Origin of the sequence: Pseudomonas synxantha BG33R (assembly GCF_000263715.2) — a bacterium.
Classification (GTDB): Bacteria; Pseudomonadota; Gammaproteobacteria; order Pseudomonadales; family Pseudomonadaceae; genus Aquipseudomonas; species Aquipseudomonas synxantha_A.
This window is the reverse complement of the sequence record NZ_CM001514.1, coordinates 711,619-732,056: the sequence shown is the minus strand read 5'-3', so window position 1 is coordinate 732,056 and position 20,438 is coordinate 711,619. Positions and strand designations below refer to the sequence as shown.

Genomic DNA, 20,438 nt, shown 5'->3' with positions numbered 1-20,438 from the left:
CGTTCAAGGAATTGATATGTCGCCCTGGCTGACGGTTGTAGGCATCGGTGAAGACGGCTTCAAGGGCCTGGGCAGGAATGCCCGGCACGCCCTGTTGCGCGCCACGCGGATTATAGGCGGCCAACGCCAGTTGGACCTTTTGCCGGTGTGTATTCGTGGCGAACGCCAGGTGTGGCCGAGCCCGTTTGCCCTGGAGCCGGTGTTCTCGCGGCGCGGGGAGCCTGTGTGCGTCTTGGCCAGTGGCGACCCGATGTTCTATGGCGTCGGCGCCAGCCTGGCCCGGCAAGTGGCAGCTGAAGAGTTGTTGATTTTGCCCGCACCATCGTCGGTGTCCCTGGCGGCAGCGCGCCTGGGCTGGCCGTTGCAGGAGGTGGTGACGTTATCGGTGGTCGCTCGTCCGTTGGCAGCACTTAATGCGCATCTGGCCGCTGGCGTGCGCTTGTTGGTCTTGAGCAATGACGGCAGCAGCCCCGCGTTGATGGCTGCGTTGTTGGCCGAGCGCGGTTTCGGCCCCAGCCGGATTACCGTGTTTGAACACTTGGGCGGCCTGGCTGAGGGGCGCATCGACGGGCACGCGCAATCGTGGGAACACGCCGAGGTTGCCGCTTTGAACCTGGTCGCCATCGACTGCCTGGCGGATGCGAACGCACCACGTCTGTCACGCCTTGCAGGTTTGCCCGACGCGGCCTTCAAGCACGATGGCCAACTGACCAAACGCGACGTGCGCGCCATGACCCTCGCCCGCCTTGCCCCCATGCCCGGCGAACTGTTGTGGGACGTGGGCGCGGGCAGCGGCTCCATCGGCATTGAATGGATGCGCACGCATCCGAGCTGCCGCGCCGTGGCAATCGAGGCCGACGCAGGCCGCCAAAGCCTGATCGAACACAACCGCGACGCCCTCGGCGTGCCCGGCCTGCAACTGATTCGCGGCAAGGCGCCGGAGGCGTTAAGCGGTCTGGAAGCACCGAACGCCATCTTCATCGGCGGCGGCGTCACCCGCGAAGGCGTGCTCGACACCTGCTGGCAACACCTGCGCCCCGGCGGGCGGTTAGTGGCCAATGCCGTGACCCTGCAAAGCGAAATGACCTTGATGAACTGGCGCGCCGAGCACGGCGGCGAACTGACCCGCATCCACGTGGCCCAGGCGCAGCCATTGGGCGAGTTCGATACCTGGCGCCAGGCATTGCCGATCACGCTATTGGAAGTGATCAAGCCCCTATGAAAAGAATTCTGTTGCTGGGCGGCGTGACGGAGGCACTGGCCATTGCCCGCACCCTGGGGCCGGAGCATATCTACAGCCTGGCGGGCGTGGGCCGTGTGCCGACCGACCTGAGCTGCCAGGTTCGAGTCGGAGGTTATGGAGGCGCTGAAGGGCTGGCGCAGTTTGTTCGTGATGAACGCATCAGCCTGATCCTCGATGCCACGCATCCGTATGCGGCGCAGATCAGCCACAACGCGGCCCAGGCGGCGCGATTGAGCGATGTGCCTTGCTGGGCGTTGCGACGTCCGGCGTGGCAGCCGCAAGTGGGGGATGACTGGCGGGAAGTGCCTGACTGGGCCGCGCTGATAGCCGCGTTGAAGCCTTTCAAGCGCCCATTGTTCACCCTGGGTCGCGAACCCTTGCAACATCTCGATGAAATCCCCGCCGACCAGTTCTGGACCTTGCGCGCACTGGACGTTTATCCGGGGAATGCGCGGTGTGAAGTGATCGGCGCGCGCGGGCCGTTTCTGATCGAGGATGAGCGGGCTTTATTCGAACGGCGCAGGATCGATGTACTGATCAGCAAGAACAGCGGCAGCACCGCCACCGAACCGAAGCTGGAAGTGGCGCGGGAGCGGGGGGTGCCGGTGTTGGTGTTGAAGCGGCCGGTATTGGCTGCGGTGGATCGAGAGTTCACCACCTTAGCGGCAACGCTACAGGCAATCACCCTTCCAGACACCCTCTAGTAAGCGTCAACTGAAATGAGACATTGCTTGATCATCCGGCCACGACGCCCGACCGCTGAGTTTGCAGCGGTGTACGTAGATTAGGGATTGAGGTCCTGGGGGCAACCTCAAAGACGTCTCGCAAAGTTCTGCGTATACGAAGAACTACGCAAATCCTAGTTGCTTATCTACCCCCTCAAAAAGCGACCCATCTTACAAATCCTTCCGAACAACCTGGCTGGTCGAGCCTAATCCTGCGCCCTAACGTCGCCTCACGCGGTTTTGCAGCATCGCCCACGATGGAGATGCACTGCTTTTGCAGTGCGTCGCGACTTGCCATCCTGTATCCCATGGAATACGCTCAAAGATGAATCACTTCAAGAAGTCAAAACCTTTTCAGGAGTGGCTTGACGCGTTACGCAGTGAACCTGCCCGGGCACGCATATTGGCAAGGTTGAAAAACGCACAATCAGGCAATTTCGGGGACTGTGAAGCAGTAGGAAATGGCGTATCGGAAATGCGCATTCATTACGGGCCTGGATACCGAGTTTATTTCATACGTAGAGACGAGGTGATTTATCTGTTGTTGATAGGAGGCGACAAATCAACGCAGAAACGAGACATCCAACGAGCAAAGCAAATTGCAGAAAGATTTGAAAAGGAATAACCGATGACTGAATTTACCGACTTCGATGTAGCGGAACACCTCAAAACCCCCGGGGACATGGCCGAATATCTTGAAGCCTGTTTCGAGGAGGATGCGGGTGATGGCTTGCTTATTCGTTCAGCTCTCAACGACATCGCCCGTGCCCAAGGCATGACCCAAGTAGCCCGTGATGCCGGCCTTGGACGTGAAAGCTTGTACAAAGCCCTCTCCAGCACGGGCAATCCCGAGTTTGGGACTATCATGAAAGTCATGAAAGCATTGGGCCTCAAGCTTCATGCCACAGCGATCTGATAGCACTGCGACACCAAACCACACCGCCCCTTTTTACTTATCCCCCCCGATCAGGCTAAATACCCCCTGATCGTTTAACCCTACGGATTATCCGCCATGGCCCGTCAACGCTTTGCAATTGCCTGGATCGCCTGCCTTGCAGTGCTGTTCAATGCGTTTGCCATGCCGTTGGCCAGTGCGATGCAGCAGACTGATGACCCGGTCAAGCGTCTGATGTGGGGTGGGTTCTGTTCGTCCAATGGTGCCAGCCTGAAGGCGATTGCCCTGGGCAAGCTGGAAATCCCGGCAGCGCCGGACGATCACTCTGCCATGCAGCATTGCTGGTGTTGCTCGGGCTCGGCGCCGTTGGTGGCGTTGCCGGGGCATGTGCCGCAGCTGTATGTGACGCGCTTCGAGGCGGTGCAGAGCCTGCCACCACGCTTATTGCGCAATCCCACCCCGCGCCAGCAATGGCCAAGCCTTAACCCTCGCGCCTCCCCAACGGTCTGATCTTCTTCGCAAGTGAACTGCGTTTAGAACCGTTCTGGAGAACTGCCATGCTTAAATCTTCCCTGCTTCTGGCTGCGTTGCTGTTGCCGGTGTTCAGTGCTGCCAATGCCGATGACTACAAGGCCGGCGACCTGTTGGTGAGCGATCCCTGGTCCCAGGAGCTGCCACCGAATGCGCCGACCGTGGCGGCCTACTTTGTGATTCATAACACCGGGGCTGCTCCGGATCGCCTGCTCAGCGTTGAAACCAGCGTCGCGGAGAAAGCCGAGCTGCACGAGCATGTGATGCAAGGCGACTTGATGAAGATGCAGCAAGTGCCCAGCGTTGCCGTACCGGCCAAGGGTGAGCTGACCTTCGCGCCGATGGCTTATCACGTGATGCTGCTGGGCCTCAAAGACCGCAGCCTGTTGGCCGATGGCAAGCAATTCCCACTGACCCTGACCTTCGAGAAAGCAGGCAAGGTTCAGGTGCAAGTGTCGGTGCAGAAGGTCCCGCCGATGGCCACGCAAGAGCATAAGCACACTCACTAGACCTACCCGATGGGCGCCCCCCGCGCCAGGTTGTCTCCGCACCGCCGTCTGATGCGCGGCAGTTGGATCAGCCTGTTCGCCATGCTGATGATCTTTATCGGTCCGCTGATTTCCCAAGCGATGCCGATGGATCATCACGCCGGTATGTCCATGGACATGCCCGCGTGCCACGGCGAGCCCAAGCCGACCAAAACCCCCGACGAACATCATGTCCTCTGGGAGAAATGCGGCTATTGCAGCCTGCTGTTCAGTTGCCCGGCCCTGCCCGGCAGCGTCTCCTACGTAACGCTCGGCACCCCGCCGCCAGCCAACGCGCTCATCCCCGCCCCCCGCCTGGGCCATGCTCGGCAGAGCATCTTCCCTGGCGCCCGCAGTCGTGCGCCGCCCATCGTGTCGTAAGCCCTTCACCGCGTTACTTCACCCCGGCCGACTTCAATTAGACAGCCGCAGGCTGCTGGCCGTGTTGTTTACGATTGATTGATGGAATTTGTCATGTCCAGGTTTTCTGCTGACACCCGTTTGGGCGCTGCCCCTGTTTTCGCCGCTCTGTGCGGCGCACTGCTTGCCCCCTACGCCCATGCGCATGAACACGAGCTGAGCCCCACGGTGATCACCGCGATCGCCCCCAGCTCGCCCCTCACCGTTGTCACCAACCCCAAGGATCCACGCCAGCCGGTGCCCGCCAGCGATGGCGGCGACTACCTCAAGACCATCCCCGGCTTCGCCCTGGTGCGCAACGGCGGCACCAACGGCGACCCGGTGCTGCGCGGCATGTTCGGCTCGCGCCTGAACATCCTTACCAACGGCGGCATGATGCTCGGCGCCTGCCCAGGCCGAATGGATGCGCCGACTTCGTATATTTCGCCGGAAACCTACGACAAGCTCACCGTGATCAAAGGCCCGCAAACCGTACTCTGGGGCCCGGGCGCGTCGGCCGGTACGATCCTGTTCGAGCGTGAGCCCGAGCAGTTCGGCGAACTGGGCACGCGGGTCAACGCCAGTGTGCTGGCAGGTTCCAACGGGCGTTTCGACAAGGTCATCGATGCCGCTGCCGGCGGCCCATTGGGCTATGTGCGGGTGATCGGCAACCAGGCCCATGCCGACGACTACAAGGACGGCAACAACGACACTGTCGCCTCGCGCTATGACAAGTGGAATGGCGATGTGGCGGTGGGTTTCACCCCCGACGCCGACACGCTGCTGGAACTCACCGCCGGCCGTGGCGACGGTGAAGCGCGCTACGCAGGACGCGGTATGGATGGCTCGCAATTCCTGCGCGAAAGCCTCGGGCTGCGCTTCGAAAAATCCAACCTCGGCGAGGTGCTGGACAAGGTCGAGGCCCAAGTCTATTACAACTACGCCGACCACGTCATGGACAACTACAGCCTGCGCGTCCCTTCGGGCACCGGCATGATGGCCGGGCCCATGGCCTCTAACGTCGACCGTCGCACCCTGGGCGGTCGCCTCAAGGCAACCTGGCGCTGGGCCGATGTGCAACTGATCGGCGGCCTGGACGCACAGACCAACGAGCACCGCGCGCGCAGCAGCATGGGCATCGACACCTACAAGGACCTGCCGCGCAACAAGGACGCCAACTTCCACAACTACGGGGTATTCGGCGAGCTGACCTGGTACGCCGCCGACAACGACCGCCTGATCACCGGCGCCCGCCTGGACCGTGCCTCAGCCAAGGATTTTCGGCAACGCACCGGCTCGGCAATGATGAGCCGCCCCAACCCCACCGCCGACGACACCCGCGCAGACACCTTGCCATCGGGCTTTGTGCGCTACGAGCACGACCTGGCGGACACGCCCACGACCGTCTATGCGGGCCTGGGTCACGCTGAACGCTTTCCGGATTACTGGGAACTGTTCTCCCCCAACACCGGCGCGGTCGGCTCGGTGAATGCCTTTGACGGCGTGAAGCCCGAGAAGACCACGCAGCTGGATTTCGGCGCGCAATACAAAACCGCCGACCTCGAAGCCTGGGCCTCGGGTTACGTCGGCCAGGTGCACGACTTCATCCTGTTCGACTACCGGCCCGGCATGATGGGCACCACTTCCCAGGCGCGCAATGTCGACGCGCGCATCATGGGCGGCGAGTTGGGTGCGGCCTACAAGCTGAGCCGCAACTGGAAAGCCGACGCCAGCCTCGCCTACGCCTGGGGCAAGAACAGCAGCGATGGCAAAGCCCTGCCGCAGATGCCGCCGCTGGATGCACGCCTGGGCCTGACCTACAGCGAAGACGACTGGAGTGCCGGCGCCTTGTGGCGCGTGGTCGCGGCGCAAAACCGCATCGACCAGAACAAGGGCAACGTGGTCGGCAAGGACTACGACAAGAGCGGCGGTTTTGGCGTGTTCTCGCTGAACGCTGCGTACCGCATCAATAAGAACTTCAAGGTCAGTACCGGAGTCGACAATCTGTTCGGCAAGGCTTATGCCGAGCATTTGAACCTGGCGGGTAACGCAGGCTTCGGCTACCCGGCCAACGACCCGCAAGCCATCAAGGAGCCGGGGCGTACGCTCTGGACCAAGGTGGACATGAGCTTCTAAAAGCATCGCAGGCAAGCCAGCTCCCACAGGTGGAATACAGTCCCATGTGGGAGCTGGCTTGCCTGCGATGACGATGTAACAGACCAAGAAAAATCAAAAGCCTCATGCGGAGCAGCCGATGACCACACAAAAGATTTCCTTCTACAACCTGGCCTGGCGCTGGCACTTCTACGCCGGTCTCTTTGTCGCCCCTTTCATGGTGCTGCTGGCCCTGACCGGCATCATCTACCTGTTCAAACCCCAGCTCGACCCGCTGATGTACGGCCACCTGCTCACCGTACCCGCCGCCGAGCACGCTCTGAGCGCCGACGAACTGCTGCAACGCGCCAAAGACGCCTACCCCCAGGCCGCGATCAGCAAATACCTGCCGCCTGCCGACGCCACCAGCAGCGCGCAGTTCGTGATGCACAACCAGGACCGCGAAATCAGCGTATTCGTCGACCCGTATCGCGGCACAGTCCTGGGTGAGCAGGACGCCAAATACAACCTGCAGGCCATTGCCCGCGCCCTGCACGGCGAGCTGATGATCGGCACCACCGGCGACCGCCTGATAGAACTCGCCGCCGGCTGGGGCGTCATGCTGGTGGTGTCCGGCGTGTACCTGTGGTGGCCGCGTGGCAAGTCATCGGCTGGCGTATTGTGGCCGCGTCTCAACAGCCGTGGCCGCTTGTTCTGGCGTGACCTGCACGCTGTCGCCGGCTTCTGGGGCGCGGCATTTCTGCTGGTGATGCTACTCAGCGGCATGACCTGGACCGGTTTCTGGGGCAAGCAATACGCCGACCTGTGGAACACCTTCCCGGCAACGATGTGGAACAACGTGCCGCAGTCCGACCAGCAGGCACGCGTGCTCAACACGGCCACCCAACAGACCGTGCCCTGGGCCATGGAAAACACGCCGATGCCGATGTCCGGCGACCACGCCGAACACATGAAGCATGGCGCCATGCACTCAGGCCCTGCCGCGCCAAGCGTGCGCCTGCAACAAGTGGTCGACCTGGCCAATGCGCGCGGCGTGGAGCCCGGCTACAGCATCGCCTTCCCCACCACCGCCACGGGGGTATTCACCGTCGCGGTGTTCGCCAACGACCCGCGCAATGACGCCACCCTGCATGTGGACCAGTACACCGGCAAGGTCCTGGCCGATGTGCGTTGGGAACATTACAACCTGGTCGCCCGCGCCACCGAGACCGGCGTGATGCTGCATGAAGGCAAGATGTTCGGCTGGGTCAACCAACTGATCGTGCTGGTGATCTGCCTGATGATCCTGCTCAGTGCGGTCAGCGGCGTGGTGATCTGGTGGAAGCGTCGCCCTGCCGGTGGCGTGGGTGTTCCGCCGTTGCGTCATGACCTGCCAAGGTGGAAAACCGCGATGGTGATCATGCTGGGCCTGGCACTTGTTTTCCCGCTGGTGGGGGCGTCGCTGATCGTGGTGTGGGTGCTGGATCGTCTGGTGCTGTCGCGCTTTTTTGGCCAAGGTGAATCCGCTTCAGGTTCCGCATGAAACAGGCGAGATGCCCAATCCAGGGGGCTTGTGTAGCCTTGCGCAGACTTTTGCCCCGCAGCCGATAAGTGTTAACTTATAACACTTTCTGCGCTATCGTTGCTCGCCGCACCCTGCGGCGAGTACCTCTCAAGAAGCGACTGATCGACCGATGAACAACTACCTTGCGAGCGGCCTGTGCCTGCTCGCCCTGCATACCAACGCCCAGGCCCTGACCCTGCCCGCCAGCCCCATTACCGCACCGGCAGTGGATAGTGAGCGCGTTGACCTCAACACCCCGACCACCGCCGGTTCTCGCCTGAATCTCACAGCGCTGCAAACCCCCGGCAGCGTTGAAAGCCAGACCGGCGCCCAGATCCGCGAACGTGGCGACGCCAGCGTGCAGGACGCCATCTCCCGCGCCACCGGCATCAGCCGCACCGGCACGCCGGGCGACGGCGGCACCTCGTTGCAGGCCCGTGGTTTTACCGGCCAAAGCTCGGTGATGCAGCTGTACGACGGCAACCGCATGTACACCGGCATGGGCACCTCGACCTTCCCGGTGGACAGCTGGGCAGTGGAGCGGGTGGACGTGCTGCGCGGCCCGGCCTCGGTGCTGTACGGCGAAGGCGCCACCGGCGCAGTGATCAACACGATCTCGAAAAAACCCTTCGCGGGCGAGATCGAAAACCATATCCGCCTTGGCTACGGCTCCTACGACCGCCAGCAGCAAGCCCTCGACAGCGGCGGCTCGCTGACCGACACCTTGAGCTACCGCTTGAACCTCAACCGCCTGCGCAGCAACGGCTTCATCGACCGTGGCGATTCCAGCAGCGATTTCGTCAGCGGCGCCCTGCGCTGGCAACCAGCCGACAACCTGAGTTTCACCCTGGCCAGCGACTACGGTGATCAGCGCCCACAAAACTACTTCGGCACACCCCTGGTCAACGGCCAGTTGCACAAGGGCCTGCGCGACAAGAACTACAACGTCAGCAACGACACCCAGCACTACAACGACCAGTGGACGCGCCTGACCAGCGAGTGGCAACTCAACGACAACGTCAGCGCCACCAATGAGCTGTACTACCTGAAAAACCAGCGTCGCTGGCAGAACGCCGAGAACTACAATTTCACCAACGGCCAGCTGACCCGCAGCGGCAACTTCGGTATCAAGCACGATCAGGAACAGGTGGGCGACCGCCAGACCTTCACCTTCAAGCACACCCTGTTCGGCCTCGATAGCCAGACCGTAGCGGGCGTGGAATACAACCGCATCCGCTTTCGCCTGGCGAGCAACACGCCGTTTAAAGACAGCTTTACCGGCGGCCAACCCATCGACCTGTATCACCCAACGCCCACGCCGTTTGCCAGTAACGACCCGTTCAAGCCGGTGTTTTCCACTACGACCAAAACCTTCGCAGGTTTTGCTGAAAACCGCTTGCAGTTGACCGACCAACTCACGCTGATCACCGGTATCCGCCGCGACTACGCGCATATCGACCGCGACGACCTGCGCACTGGCGGCCAATCCGACAAAACCCTCACCGGCAATAACTGGAAAGCCGGCCTGGTCTACGCGATCACCCCGGACACCTCGGTCTACGGCCAGTACGCCACCAGCACCGACGGCGTCGGCGGGCTGATCTCCCTGAGCCCGAGCCAGCAACAGTTCGACCTGTCTACCGCCAAGCAGACCGAGGTCGGCATCAAACAGGCGTTCTGGGATGCCCGCGGAGAATGGACCCTCGCCGCCTACCACATCGTCAAAAAGAAGCTGCTGACGGATGTGCCGGGGGAGCCGGACTTCAAGCAGCAAGTCGGCCAACAATCCTCCAACGGCCTGGAAGCCAGCCTCGACCTGCAACTGCCCCACGCCTGGCAGTTGCAAGCCAACGCCGCCATCGTGCGGGCGCAGTACGACAACTTCAAACAAGACATCGACGGCGTACAGGTCTCCCGCGACGGCAACCGCCCGGTGGACGTTCCGCGCCGCACCGCCAACCTGTGGCTGAGCAAGGCCGTGACCGACAACGTGCGTGCCGCTGCCGGTGTGCGTTACGTCGACGCGCGCTATGCCGATATGGCCAACCAGAGCGAGCTGCCGAGCTATACCGTGGTCGATGCCACGTTGTCGTGGAAAGCTATGCGCGACACCACGCTGGGCCTGCAACTCAATAACCTGTTCGATCGCACTTATGCGGTCAGCCAGTACAACGAGGGGCAGCAGTGGATTCTGGGTGTACCTCGCTCCATGTTCATTACCGCGGACTACACCTTCTAATGACCTCACTTACCCTCACCGACCTGGCTTGGACTCCACCCGGCCACAACCACTGCCATCACCAGTTCCAACTGCGTGACGCCAGCCTGCGCGTCGGTGCCGGGGAGTTTGTCGGGCTGATCGGACCTAACGGCAGTGGCAAGACCAGCCTGTTGCGCTGCGCCTATCGGTTCACCCGGCCAGAGCACGGTGATGTATCGCTTGCGCACCAGAATGTCTGGAAGCAAAGCGCAAAGTGGTGCGCGCAACGCATCGCTGTGGTGCTGCAGGAGTTTCCCGATACCTTCGGCTTACGCGTGGATGAGGTGGTCGCCATGGGGCGCACACCCCACAAGGGTTTGTTCGACAGCGACACACTGCACGACCAGCAACTGATCCTTCAAGCGCTGGAATCGGTGGGCATGCATGGCTTCGAAGACCATGCCTTCGCGACCTTGTCCGGCGGTGAAAAACAGCGCGTCATCCTTGCCCGCGCCCTGGCCCAGCAACCGCGACTGTTGATCCTCGACGAGCCGACCAACCACCTCGATCCGCGTTATCAACTCGAGTTGCTCAGACTGGTCAGGCGTTTGAACATCGGCACCCTGGCCAGCATCCACGACCTCAATCTGGCCGCCGCCTTCTGTGATCGCCTGTACGTGATCAACCACGGGCGCATCGTCGCCAGCGGCACGCCCCACGAAGTGCTGACGGCCGCGTTGCTGCGCGACGTGTTTGGCGTCGAGGCCTTGATCGACACTCACCCCTTGGACGGCTACCCCCGAATCACCTGGATAACCCAACCATGATCCTGCGCGTCCTGCTGTCTCTGCCTCTGTTGCTCGGCACGGCCCATGCTCTCGCCGAAAGCACCCGATACCCGCTGACCATCAAAAGTTGCAACCGCGACGTGACCTTCCAGCAAGCCCCACAACACGCGGTCAGCCACGACATCAACATGACCCAGATGATGCTCGCCCTGGGCCTCAAGCCACGCATGGCCGGCTACAGCGGCGTGACCGGTTGGAAGTCAGTACCGCCGCAAATGGCCGCGCTCCTCGACGGCCTGCCGGAACTGGCGAGCAAGTACCCGTCGGTGGAAACCCTGCTCAACGCCAACGTGGATTTCTTCTTCGCTGGCTGGGATTACGGTATGCGCGTGGGCGGCGACCTCACACCGCACACCCTGCAACCCTTGGGCATCAATGTGTATGAGTTGACCGAGTCGTGTGCGTTTGTGATGAAGCGCCCAGCCGCAAGCCTCGACGATACCTATAACGACCTGCGCAACCTGGGCAGGATCTTCGACGTGCAGGATCGCGCCAATACCCTTATCGCCCAGATGCAGGCGCAAGTGGCCGAGGTGCAAAAAAACCTGCCCGCCGACAAGCCACGGGTGTTCCTTTACGACAGCGGCGAAGACCGCGCCATGACCTCGGGCCGCCTGGGCATGCCCCAGGCTCTGATCGACGCCGCCGGCGGGCGCAACATCCTCGATGACATCGACGCTAGCTGGACCCGGGTCAACTGGGAAACCGTCGTTGAGCGCAACCCACAAGTCATCGTGATTGTTGACTACAGCGAGGTCACCGCCGAACAGAAGAAACAGTTCCTGCTTGACCACCCTGCACTGCAATCAGTGGACGCCATCAAGCACCAGCGCTTCATCGTGATCCCCTATATGCAAGCCACACCAAGCATCGACAACGTGCTAGCGGTTGAAACCCTGGCCAAGGGGTTTCACGGCGAATGATCACCCGTCACTACGTCCTGTTATTGAGCGCCCTGGGTGCCTTGTTGCTGGTCTCCTGCGTGATCTCCCTGGGGTTCGGTTCGGCGCGGGTGCCAGTGGACGTGGTAGGGCGAATTTTGCTGAACAAGGTGTTCGGCTTGGGTGTGGTGGACTGGAGTGTGGGCCAGGAACATATCGTCTGGCTGATCCGTGTGCCGCGTATGCTACTGGGGGCGCTGGTGGGCGCCGGGCTGGCACTGATTGGCGCAGTACTGCAGGCGGTCACACGCAACCCGCTGGCCGACCCGCATCTGCTCGGTGTGACCTCCGGTGCCACCCTCGGCGCGGTGATCGTGGTGGTGCATGTGGGTGAAATCATCGGCCTGCTGACCTTGCCCCTCGCCGCGTTTATCGGTGCGCTGCTGAGCATGTTGGTGGTGCTGGCCGTAGCCAGTCGCAACGGCCGCCTGGAAAGTGATCGCCTGTTGCTGTGTGGTGTCGCGGTGTCATTCGTGATGATGGCGGTGGCCAACCTGCTGCTGTTCATGGGTGACCACCGCGCCGCCTCGGCGGTGATGTTCTGGATGCTCGGCGGGCTGGGGCTGGCGCGCTGGGAACTGCTGGCGGTCCCTACCGCCACCATCCTGCTCGGGCTGGCCCTGCTGCTGGGCATGGCCCGTGCGCTCAATGCCCTGATGGCCGGCGAACAGACCGCCGTGACCCTGGGCCTGAACGCACGCAACGTGCGGCTCAAGGTGTTCCTGATTGCGTCGCTGATGACCGGCGTGCTGGTGTCCATCAGCGGCTCCATCGGCTTTGTCGGGCTGATGGTGCCGCACATCGCCCGGCGCCTGGTGGGTGCCGAGCACCGACGCTTGCTGCCGGTATGCGTGCTGCTGGGGAGCGTGTTCCTGGTGTGGGTCGATGTGGCCGCGCGCACCTTGATTGCTCCCGAAGACTTGCCGATTGGCGTGGCCACGGCAGCGATCGGCGGGTTATTTTTTATCGGATTGATGCGTAAGCGTTGAAGTCAGAGTTCAATCCTGTCCCGTTTATTGTTCCGTTCATACCAGAACTCGCTGATTGGCGAATCGGACGGCTCTGGCGTGCAGTTCCACTCGTTACCCACTACGCCCAAGCGTGTCCAGAAAGCGTCGACAACCAACACCGACAGGCTGCCCTGAGACCGCAATCGAAGGATCAGCGAACAGGGGTCTGGTGCATCACCTGGGCCGAGCAAGATGGTTTCAGCCGATGTGAACGTCGGTACGTACTTAAGCAGGGCGCCGCCCTGACTGGAAAAGTAGCAACTCTTGGCATCGGGCGCATTGCTCTTGATCACCGAGAGATAGTCGCGCAGGTCATCCTTGGAAAGGAAGTTGTTCAACAGTCGTTGACCCTTAGACCCACGGCTGGATGTCGAAGGCATCGCTTTGTAGAACGCCTGCACGGCAGCGATCTTGTAGGTGCTCAGTGCATTGCTGGCGGGTACATCGAACCCGGCATGATCAATCCAGAACAACAGTTCTCGCGTACTTGCCCCTGCGGTGCCCTGATCCTCCACCGGATCAATCGCAACATAGCCTTGGATTTGATCTGGCATCAGTACCGCCCCCAGATACTGCTTACCCAGGAAAGGCGCTACCAGGCCTTGGGCATAACGCGCCGCATCATCGGGATAAAGAAACAACGGCCCACAGAACGAATGAAAATGCGGGTCGTCTGCAAACGCATGGGGCGCTCTTTTCGGCACCCATTGCGCCGTCACCCGCTCTTTCCTGCCCCAGACGTCACTGGTCACACGGACATCCAATTTCCCCCTGGCAGCCAGGCGGCGCACATAGTCGCGCACTGTGAGGGTACCTTTGAGCAATTGCGTGCGTTCAACGGCCGCGGTGCTCGTCCAGTCGTACAGTGACGCCGTCCTTTGCACCAGGTATTTGAGTAGCGCACCATCAGCACACAGCAGATACAGCGCCAGAGCCTTGCCGTTGCGTGCGTAGAAGAGGAAGCTCAGCGCCTTACCGATGTATTGGGGCGCGAAAAATCTCTGCGACATTTCATCACTGGCCGGGGCAATCGCCACATTCGAAGCACACAGATACATGCCGTCGAGCACATAACCTTGGGGCAACTGGCCGTTGATAAAAACCCGCCTGAAATCGTCAAATTCCTCTCTAACAAGCGGCAGGGTCGTCATGTACAGCGATTTTTTCACCGCCTTGAATACATAACCGAACGATACAGCGGCTTGCGGCTTCGCCATGCGCTGGGCGTAGCGGACAGCATCGAGCGCCCGGGTAAAGATCGGGCCACAGGGCGAGTCGAACAATACCTGGCGAATATCCCCAGGATTGGGCGGCGTGTTAAACGCCGCAAATTCGCCTCTTATCCGCCTGGGCTGCCCCCATACCCGGTCACCTTTGACCACACTCAACTCACCGGCCTTCGCCACCACCGTAACAAATTCCAGCGGCGTGAGCGCCCCACTGCGGATTTGCTGCTCGACGCTGTTGTCACCGTAATCACCCTTGACCTGATCCAGCGCTGCCAGACGCTTCTTGAGTAGCAACTCCTCGGCAGAGCCCGACAGTTGGTAACTCAGGATTGATCCATTGAACCCGAACACATATTCACGCTTGATATGGACCTCACGGTGCAACAGTCTCGACAGTACCGCGCTCGGTATCATGCTTTGGTAGATGGCTTTCTGGGTGGTGGACAGCAACAGCGGCACCTCCTGATCCTTCAACGACCGATATCGCCCCACAATCGTGCTGTTCCCCGGATAAAGTCCCACAGCAACCGACTGATCCGGAAAAATCCAATTAAGCGCAAAACCTTGGGGCGGTATCGCCAAAGGCGCTGTCGAGGCAAACAGACCACCGGCCAGCCTGAGAATCACCCCGCCATAAGCGCGGCCGCTCCCGTGGCTGATTTGAGACGCTGCGTAGCAGGCCGCATCATCAGGGTTGGCGAAGGCGGGACTCAAACTGCGCGGCGTCAAGTTCTGGTAACCGGCCCAGGTTTTAGCCACCACGCCTTTTTCATCCCAGCACTGGCTGGTCCGTACCACATAGAAGGCGTTCGGCGCCCACGCCCTGATGAAGTCACGGGGTTGCAACTGGCCGGAGTTCAATTGCAACTCAGACTGATCCAACAGCATAGCTGCCGCACCGCCAACGGTTACGTCGAGCGGTACGGGCTCATAACGCAACAGCGCACCATCAAGGGTTGAAAAATAAATCGGCAGGCTTTTCGCGCTACCTCGATTGGCTTCATAAAGTGAGGCATATAACGTTTGAGGCGTGACAAAAAACCGGGTTAACCACTCGATCGAAGCATTCAGCCCTGCGCGCGCCCATTGTTGCGAGCGAAACAGCCCATGCTGTACAAAGCCATCGGGAAGCTGGTACTCGTTCAGGCTTATCAATTTATAAAAGTTGAAGCGATTGAACAGGTCACCGTCCCGGGCGGCACCCACCACCTCGCTCGCAACGTACTCTTCCTTGTCCTTGTGTTTGAGGATAAATGCATAGCACGCTTCCTCTGGAAAATTACGCCCATGCACCCGTCCATGAAGGTCGCGGGCCGCGTCGTCGGCACGGGTGAACACGGCACCGTGGGTGACATAATCAAGTGGGCCGGACCTTGGGGCATAGACATAATTGGCCGTCCAGTTAGCGTAGATCACCGAGCGCGGCCCCCACAATGGGTTGCCCTGGATGACGCTGAAATCACCCGCCTCGGCGAGTCGCTGTACCCATTCGGCAAGTTTGACCTGCCCGCTATCGAGGCGTCGCTGCAGGCTGTTGTCCCCGGCCTGGGGGCTGACATTGGCCAGCAGCGTCGTTTCTGCCGAAGACTTGTTTGGGGTGTATTCCAACAAACAATTCGGTGCCGCCGAGAGATAGGCCACTCGCCCGGCCGGAATAATCGAGTACATTTCAGTGCAGGAAAATACCTGCTGATTGATCAGCGCCTCGTCCCGTGTCCAGCCGCGACGCACGATCGGTACCGGGTCGGCCATGGACAGTTCGAGGTGAGAGCCGTAACGCCCGTGCAACACATAGGGTTCCGGTGGGATCAACGGGCCTCGGTGACTGGCAGGGAAAAACAGCGTGTACAAGAATGGATTGTCGTTGCTTTCTATAGGCTCGGTAATCACAAAGCGACCGTCTTCGCCTTTGAGCACGTAACCGCCATAGTAACGATCCCGTCGATTGCCGATTTGCTCATGGGCGTACACCGCCGCGTCGCGCTCCGAGAGAAACGAACGGCTAAATGTCGCCGTATAGAACGGCACCAGCAGGCGGTCATCCACTGGACCCACGTGGCGCCACAGGCCACCCGCCTGGACCACCGACAGATCGGTTGCGCTAATAACCCGACGTACATAAGTGCGCGGGCTAAGCGTGCCATCGAGCAAGCCGGCTTGCGCACCGTTATCGTGTAGCCCACCGGTGCTGGATTCCTGCACCAGCTCGGAGGTGGCCGTGGCCTCGGGCACTCTGAATGCCAGCAACGCTGAATCAGAGGCGTGCATGTACAGGCTCAAGCCACGGGCCGGGTTCTGGATGGCCAGCGTCGCCCGGGCCTGGCGGGTAGCGGCCACCACCTGCGACGGCGTAAAAAAGGCGCTGGCCAACCAGGTTTCCCGGGCCGAGATGTCGTTGGTCTCGTACCAACTGTTGAAGTAGATAGCCTCCAGCCGGTATTGAGAAGGCAGTCGCAACCCGCCATCACGGCGTTTGGGGAATATACCAATAGGCGAAAACAGCGGTTCACTCTTGGGTACCGCCAGCGTCGCTGCGTAGATATCTTCATGCGTATGTTTGAGTACAAATCCAGATTTTGCGCCACTATCGTCGGGGCCGGCGAGTACAAGTGCACGCATCACGGCATGCTCAGGTCGCGAGAAGGCTTCGGTGAAAAAGGGTTGCTGCTGCTGCGCTGTCGCGGGGGTCCTGATGCGCCAGCCTTTGGAGATACGCCCACGAACGCCACCCCAAACCGGGTTAGCAATGACCACCCACAGCTCGCCGGCCTCGGCCAGCATCCTGATGGGATGCTCGAAATCACTGCTGGTCCTACCGGGGCCACCACGCAGTTGCAGATCCAATTTTTTTTCAATTTCCGACCCACTGCTGACGTACTTGAGCAGTACATCATCCGGCCCAGACAAGTAGTGGACCTTGGCAAACGTTCTTTTTTCAAAACTGAAGAGCTGATCAGCAGTGGAATAAAAGTTGTTGAACACTTGCACCTGATCAGCCGTGAAGTGGGGAATTTGGGCCTTGATGTTTTCGGCATCAGCGGGATGGGAGTGATAGAACGCCTCGGCGACGTAATCATCAGGGGCGATGAACTTGCCCTGATCGTCCGTTGCCAACATGCGCCAGTGGTCGAATTGAACGCGTTTTCCCGCTATAGGGTGGGTGGCATAGTAGCGATAACCGCGTTTGAGAATGACACCGCCATACTCGAGGTCGCGCTGCGTACCGATAGCCTCATGTGCCCAACGGGCAGCGTCGTCGGCCGTGATGAAAGCCGGGCTCATCACCGGCTTTGGCATCTTGGCCAAGGGCCGCCACTGTAGCCCCACTTCCCCAACCGTATCCCAAATATGGCTGATCTGTACGACCGACAACGACCCTGCTGCCGCAACACGGGTAACGTATTGTCGCGGGCTTAGCGTACCGGCGAGCAATTGGGCCTGCAGGCTTTCATTGGCACCTGCCCCCTGTTTGTCCTGTTCCATGAGCAACGTTTCGGCAGGCGAGCCGGAGAATTCGTACTGCAGCAGTGCGCCATCGGGTGTACGCATATACAACACTAGACCCAATACCGATTCCGCCTCCCGTTCAAGGCCATATTGACGAACCTTGGCGATATAGCGGGACAACTCTGCTGGATGGAAAAAATTCTGGTAAAGCCAGCTCTGTATTGTGGGGACTTCTTGCGTGGCGGGCCTTCCATTAAAATAGAACCCGTGCAGATGAAACCCGGCCGGCAATGTAGGGCCTGACGGCAAGCCCGGGAACCAATAATCGGGAGGCAGTCCGTTCGCGGGTATAACCCGAGGTATCGAGGCAAGGTATTCATTGCCCTGGGTACTTTTCAGAATAAACACCAACCCTTGGCTGGTGGGTTTGCGATCGAGTCGATTTTGAGCATAGGACCAAGCGGCCTCCTCTGTCTCCAGCAGATACCCACAAACGATCTGTTCGGGGCCGCAAGCAAAAGGAACATAAGGCACCCAATCATCTGGAACCGCGCCCAACGAACCACCCCACGCCGAGCTGGTAGCAAGAAAGGTCAGTCGGCCGACCGACGCATATTTTTTGTAGAGACCCTCAATGGTGCCGTCATACGCATGAGGTGATTCCCAGGGGCCATTGGTAGCGAGCCATTGCACAAAACCACTCTCGGCGACGGAACCACTGTGCTCGTACTTGAGCAATGTGCCATTGGGGCCGGACAAATAGGCGACACCAAACACGCCGCGTTCCTGATGCAGGAAAATCATGTCCTCGACTGAGAAGAAACTTACGAAGGTTTCGACCTGTTGTGACGTCCATTTCGGGTTTTGCTTTTGCGTCGTCGCAATACGGTCGGGATGAGAATGCAGACACCCGACAATTTTGTAGCCCGGCGGGTGCAAGAAGTCTTTGGTGGAGCTGTCGCGCTCCAGCAATTTCGTCCAATTGAATACGGTATCCCTGTCTGCAATCGGCTCACTGGCGACAAAGCGCTGGTCTGCCAAACGCTGGAGAATGACACTCCCATACTCGACAGTACGCCGACTGCCGATCTGTTCGTGAACATATCGCGCTGTATCATCGGCACTGACAAATGCCGGGCTTAGAGTACCCAGTTTTAATACAAGCTCTGGAAGGGCAGCGCGCTTCTCACGCGATAGGTCGAGGGTCATGGTAACGTCCTTGAATGATCAAATCCGCCAGCGTTCTCAACGCCTATCGAGAAGCCGGACCTGACGTCATTCTGGACAGCAGGCCTGCCGCCGACGATGTAGATAGTTAGCCGTGTCGATAGCCGGCGCACAGAGGTACAGTCCCGCGACAGTAAAGCCAACAGGCACCTGCCCACGCAAAAATACCCGACTGAGCGGGAACAGCAGGCCTTCGGCATTGACCGGCATACTTGCTGCCCACTGGCCTTTCGCCGATTTGAGAAGGAAGCCGAACATCAACATCAGCTCGCTACGCTCGCCCGCCTGCTCGTGCGCATGACGTGCGGCATCATCCGCGTGATCGAACACCGGCCCCATGGCCCTGTCAGCCGCTGCATACGCGACGCTTTGCGGCGCAGTAAAGCTATTGCCGGGCAGCCAACCGCGCCGCAATGTCTGCGCGTTTCCCCATTGCGCGCTGTTCTGAATCACCGACATCGATGCGACGCTGAGGAGTTGCCACACAAATGCGCTGGGTGTTTTCTGGCCATCACGCAGTTGCAGTTCGCTGCCTTCCAGCAGAAACCCCGGCTGCGTATCCCGACGCGAACGGTAACGCGCAACAATCGTCATGCCAGGGGCAAGCTGTTCCAGAGGGACGTCTTCATCCGGAAAAATCCATTTCGGATCAAAGTTCTCGGTCGGCACCGGCAAGGGCTCGGTGGCGACGAACAAACCGTCCACCCGCCGCAGCAGCAGTCCGCCATAAATAGAGCGCCCTGAGGTACCCAACCGAGTCTGGGCATAACGCACAGCATCATCGGTATTGACGAATGCCGGGCTCAAGGCCCGACGAATGAAATCGGCATAGGGTATCCAGTCCACGCCCAGCTTGCCCTGCTCGTCCCAGCCCTCATTGGGCTCGATCACACTCAACCAACATAGCGTTGCAACTTTGACGACGAAATCCCTGGGGTTCAACAACCCGCTGGCCAGGGCCGTGTGTACATCCTCACAACTCGCCGGCTTCGGCCAACATCGGAATGTACTCTTCGAATACATCAATATACTGGCCTGTGTTTTCTACAATTAAGTTTAGAAGTTCCAGCTCCTTGGGTGAACGGCTGGTCACGTACTTGAGGAGGGAACCTTCAGGCCCGGACAAGTAATGCGCCGCTGCCACGCTACGCAGCCGGATGATGTACTCCATGTCAGTACGCGAAAAAATCCCGCGAATGATCGTGCGCTGATCAGTTGTCCAGGTTCCGACGTCGAACTTGTTATTTCCATAAGGATGGGAGTGGTAGAACGCCATGCAGGAGTAACCTGCCGGGAGGATGAGCTTGCCGTCATCCCCCACGGCGCAGACATCGGCCGGAACAAAAGATGCAGATGCACCCGGGATCGGGGTGGTCGCGAAGTAACGGTTGCCGCGCTTGAGAATCGCCCCTCCATATTCTCTGTCACGTCGCTCGCCTATTCGCTCATGCGCCCGATACGCGGCATCATCGGCACTGACAAATGCGGGGCTGAGGGGTGGAAGCGGCGGTGCAGGTGACCCCAAGGGATGTGCGTCATCCATCATTGTGAAACTCCC

General features: G+C 60.2%; 16 protein-coding genes. 13 read left to right on the top strand and 3 right to left on the bottom strand.

What is annotated here, in order from left to right:
- The first annotated feature begins 16 nt into the window (after nt 1-16).
- From PSEBG33_RS23780 to PSEBG33_RS23840, 13 genes are all read left to right on the top strand, one after another.
- The gene (locus tag PSEBG33_RS23780; protein WP_005784371.1) at nt 17-1,222 is read left to right on the top strand and encodes a bifunctional cobalt-precorrin-7 (C(5))-methyltransferase/cobalt-precorrin-6B (C(15))-methyltransferase; all 1,206 of its coding nucleotides are present in this window, start codon (nt 17-19) and stop codon (nt 1,220-1,222) included.
- Nucleotides 1,219-1,947, top strand: coding sequence for a cobalt-precorrin-6A reductase (locus PSEBG33_RS23785; protein ID WP_005784369.1), 729 nt, complete (start codon nt 1,219-1,221; stop codon nt 1,945-1,947). Before PSEBG33_RS23780 ends, PSEBG33_RS23785 begins: the two co-directional genes overlap by 4 nt.
- 346 nt (nt 1,948-2,293) lie before the next feature.
- A complete protein-coding gene (locus tag PSEBG33_RS28375; protein ID WP_005784367.1) occupies nt 2,294-2,593 on the top strand; it encodes a type II toxin-antitoxin system RelE/ParE family toxin in 300 nt (99 codons plus the stop codon).
- Between the two features lie 3 nt (nt 2,594-2,596).
- Nucleotides 2,597-2,884 carry an addiction module antidote protein gene (locus PSEBG33_RS23795; RefSeq protein WP_005784366.1) on the top strand — a complete coding sequence of 96 codons (288 nt, stop codon included), beginning with the start codon at nt 2,597-2,599 and terminating at the stop codon, nt 2,882-2,884.
- Nucleotides 2,885-2,980: 96 nt separating this feature from the next.
- A complete protein-coding gene (locus tag PSEBG33_RS23800; RefSeq protein ID WP_005784364.1) occupies nt 2,981-3,373 on the top strand; it encodes a DUF2946 domain-containing protein in 393 nt (130 codons plus the stop codon).
- Nucleotides 3,374-3,420: 47 nt separating this feature from the next.
- Entirely contained in the window at nt 3,421-3,903 is a 483-nt protein-coding gene (locus tag PSEBG33_RS23805) for a copper chaperone PCu(A)C (RefSeq protein WP_005784362.1), read from the top strand.
- 9 nt (nt 3,904-3,912) lie between these two features.
- A complete protein-coding gene (locus tag PSEBG33_RS23810) occupies nt 3,913-4,302 on the top strand; it encodes a DUF2946 domain-containing protein (protein ID WP_032803236.1) in 390 nt (129 codons plus the stop codon).
- Between the two features lie 93 nt (nt 4,303-4,395).
- Nucleotides 4,396-6,456 (top strand): TonB-dependent copper receptor, encoded by a 2,061-nt coding sequence (locus tag PSEBG33_RS23815; protein ID WP_005784358.1) that lies wholly within the window; start codon nt 4,396-4,398, stop codon nt 6,454-6,456.
- A 118-nt stretch (nt 6,457-6,574) separates the two neighbouring features.
- Nucleotides 6,575-7,957, top strand: a complete 1,383-nt coding sequence (locus PSEBG33_RS23820; RefSeq protein WP_005784356.1) for a PepSY-associated TM helix domain-containing protein — start codon at nt 6,575-6,577, stop codon at nt 7,955-7,957.
- A gap of 151 nt (nt 7,958-8,108) precedes the next feature.
- Nucleotides 8,109-10,217 (top strand): TonB-dependent receptor, encoded by a 2,109-nt coding sequence (locus PSEBG33_RS23825; RefSeq protein ID WP_005784353.1) that lies wholly within the window; start codon nt 8,109-8,111, stop codon nt 10,215-10,217.
- Nucleotides 10,217-11,005, top strand: coding sequence for an ABC transporter ATP-binding protein (locus PSEBG33_RS23830; protein ID WP_005784351.1), 789 nt, complete (start codon nt 10,217-10,219; stop codon nt 11,003-11,005). Before PSEBG33_RS23825 ends, PSEBG33_RS23830 begins: the two co-directional genes overlap by 1 nt.
- Nucleotides 11,002-11,949 (top strand): ABC transporter substrate-binding protein, encoded by a 948-nt coding sequence (locus tag PSEBG33_RS23835; protein ID WP_005784349.1) that lies wholly within the window; start codon nt 11,002-11,004, stop codon nt 11,947-11,949. Before PSEBG33_RS23830 ends, PSEBG33_RS23835 begins: the two co-directional genes overlap by 4 nt.
- Nucleotides 11,946-12,956, top strand: coding sequence for a FecCD family ABC transporter permease (locus PSEBG33_RS23840; RefSeq protein ID WP_005784347.1), 1,011 nt, complete (start codon nt 11,946-11,948; stop codon nt 12,954-12,956). The genes PSEBG33_RS23835 and PSEBG33_RS23840 overlap by 4 nt, the downstream gene beginning before the upstream one ends.
- Nucleotides 12,957-12,958: 2 nt before the next feature.
- Here PSEBG33_RS23840 and PSEBG33_RS23845 read toward each other — a convergent pair whose 3' ends face one another.
- The 3 genes from PSEBG33_RS23845 to PSEBG33_RS26830 all read right to left on the bottom strand — a co-directional run bounded on the left by PSEBG33_RS23845 (nt 12,959) and on the right by PSEBG33_RS26830 (nt 20,426).
- Nucleotides 12,959-18,862 carry a DUF4329 domain-containing protein gene (locus tag PSEBG33_RS23845; protein ID WP_005784345.1) on the bottom strand — a complete coding sequence of 1,968 codons (5,904 nt, stop codon included), beginning with the start codon at nt 18,860-18,862 and terminating at the stop codon, nt 12,959-12,961.
- Nucleotides 18,863-18,928: 66 nt separating this feature from the next.
- The gene (locus PSEBG33_RS23850; RefSeq protein WP_032803233.1) at nt 18,929-19,777 is read right to left on the bottom strand and encodes a hypothetical protein; all 849 of its coding nucleotides are present in this window, start codon (nt 19,775-19,777) and stop codon (nt 18,929-18,931) included.
- A 76-nt stretch (nt 19,778-19,853) separates the two neighbouring features.
- Complete coding sequence (locus PSEBG33_RS26830; protein ID WP_032803231.1) at nt 19,854-20,426, bottom strand: DUF4329 domain-containing protein; 573 nt, start codon at nt 20,424-20,426, stop codon at nt 19,854-19,856.
- Nucleotides 20,427-20,438: the final 12 nt, after the last annotated feature.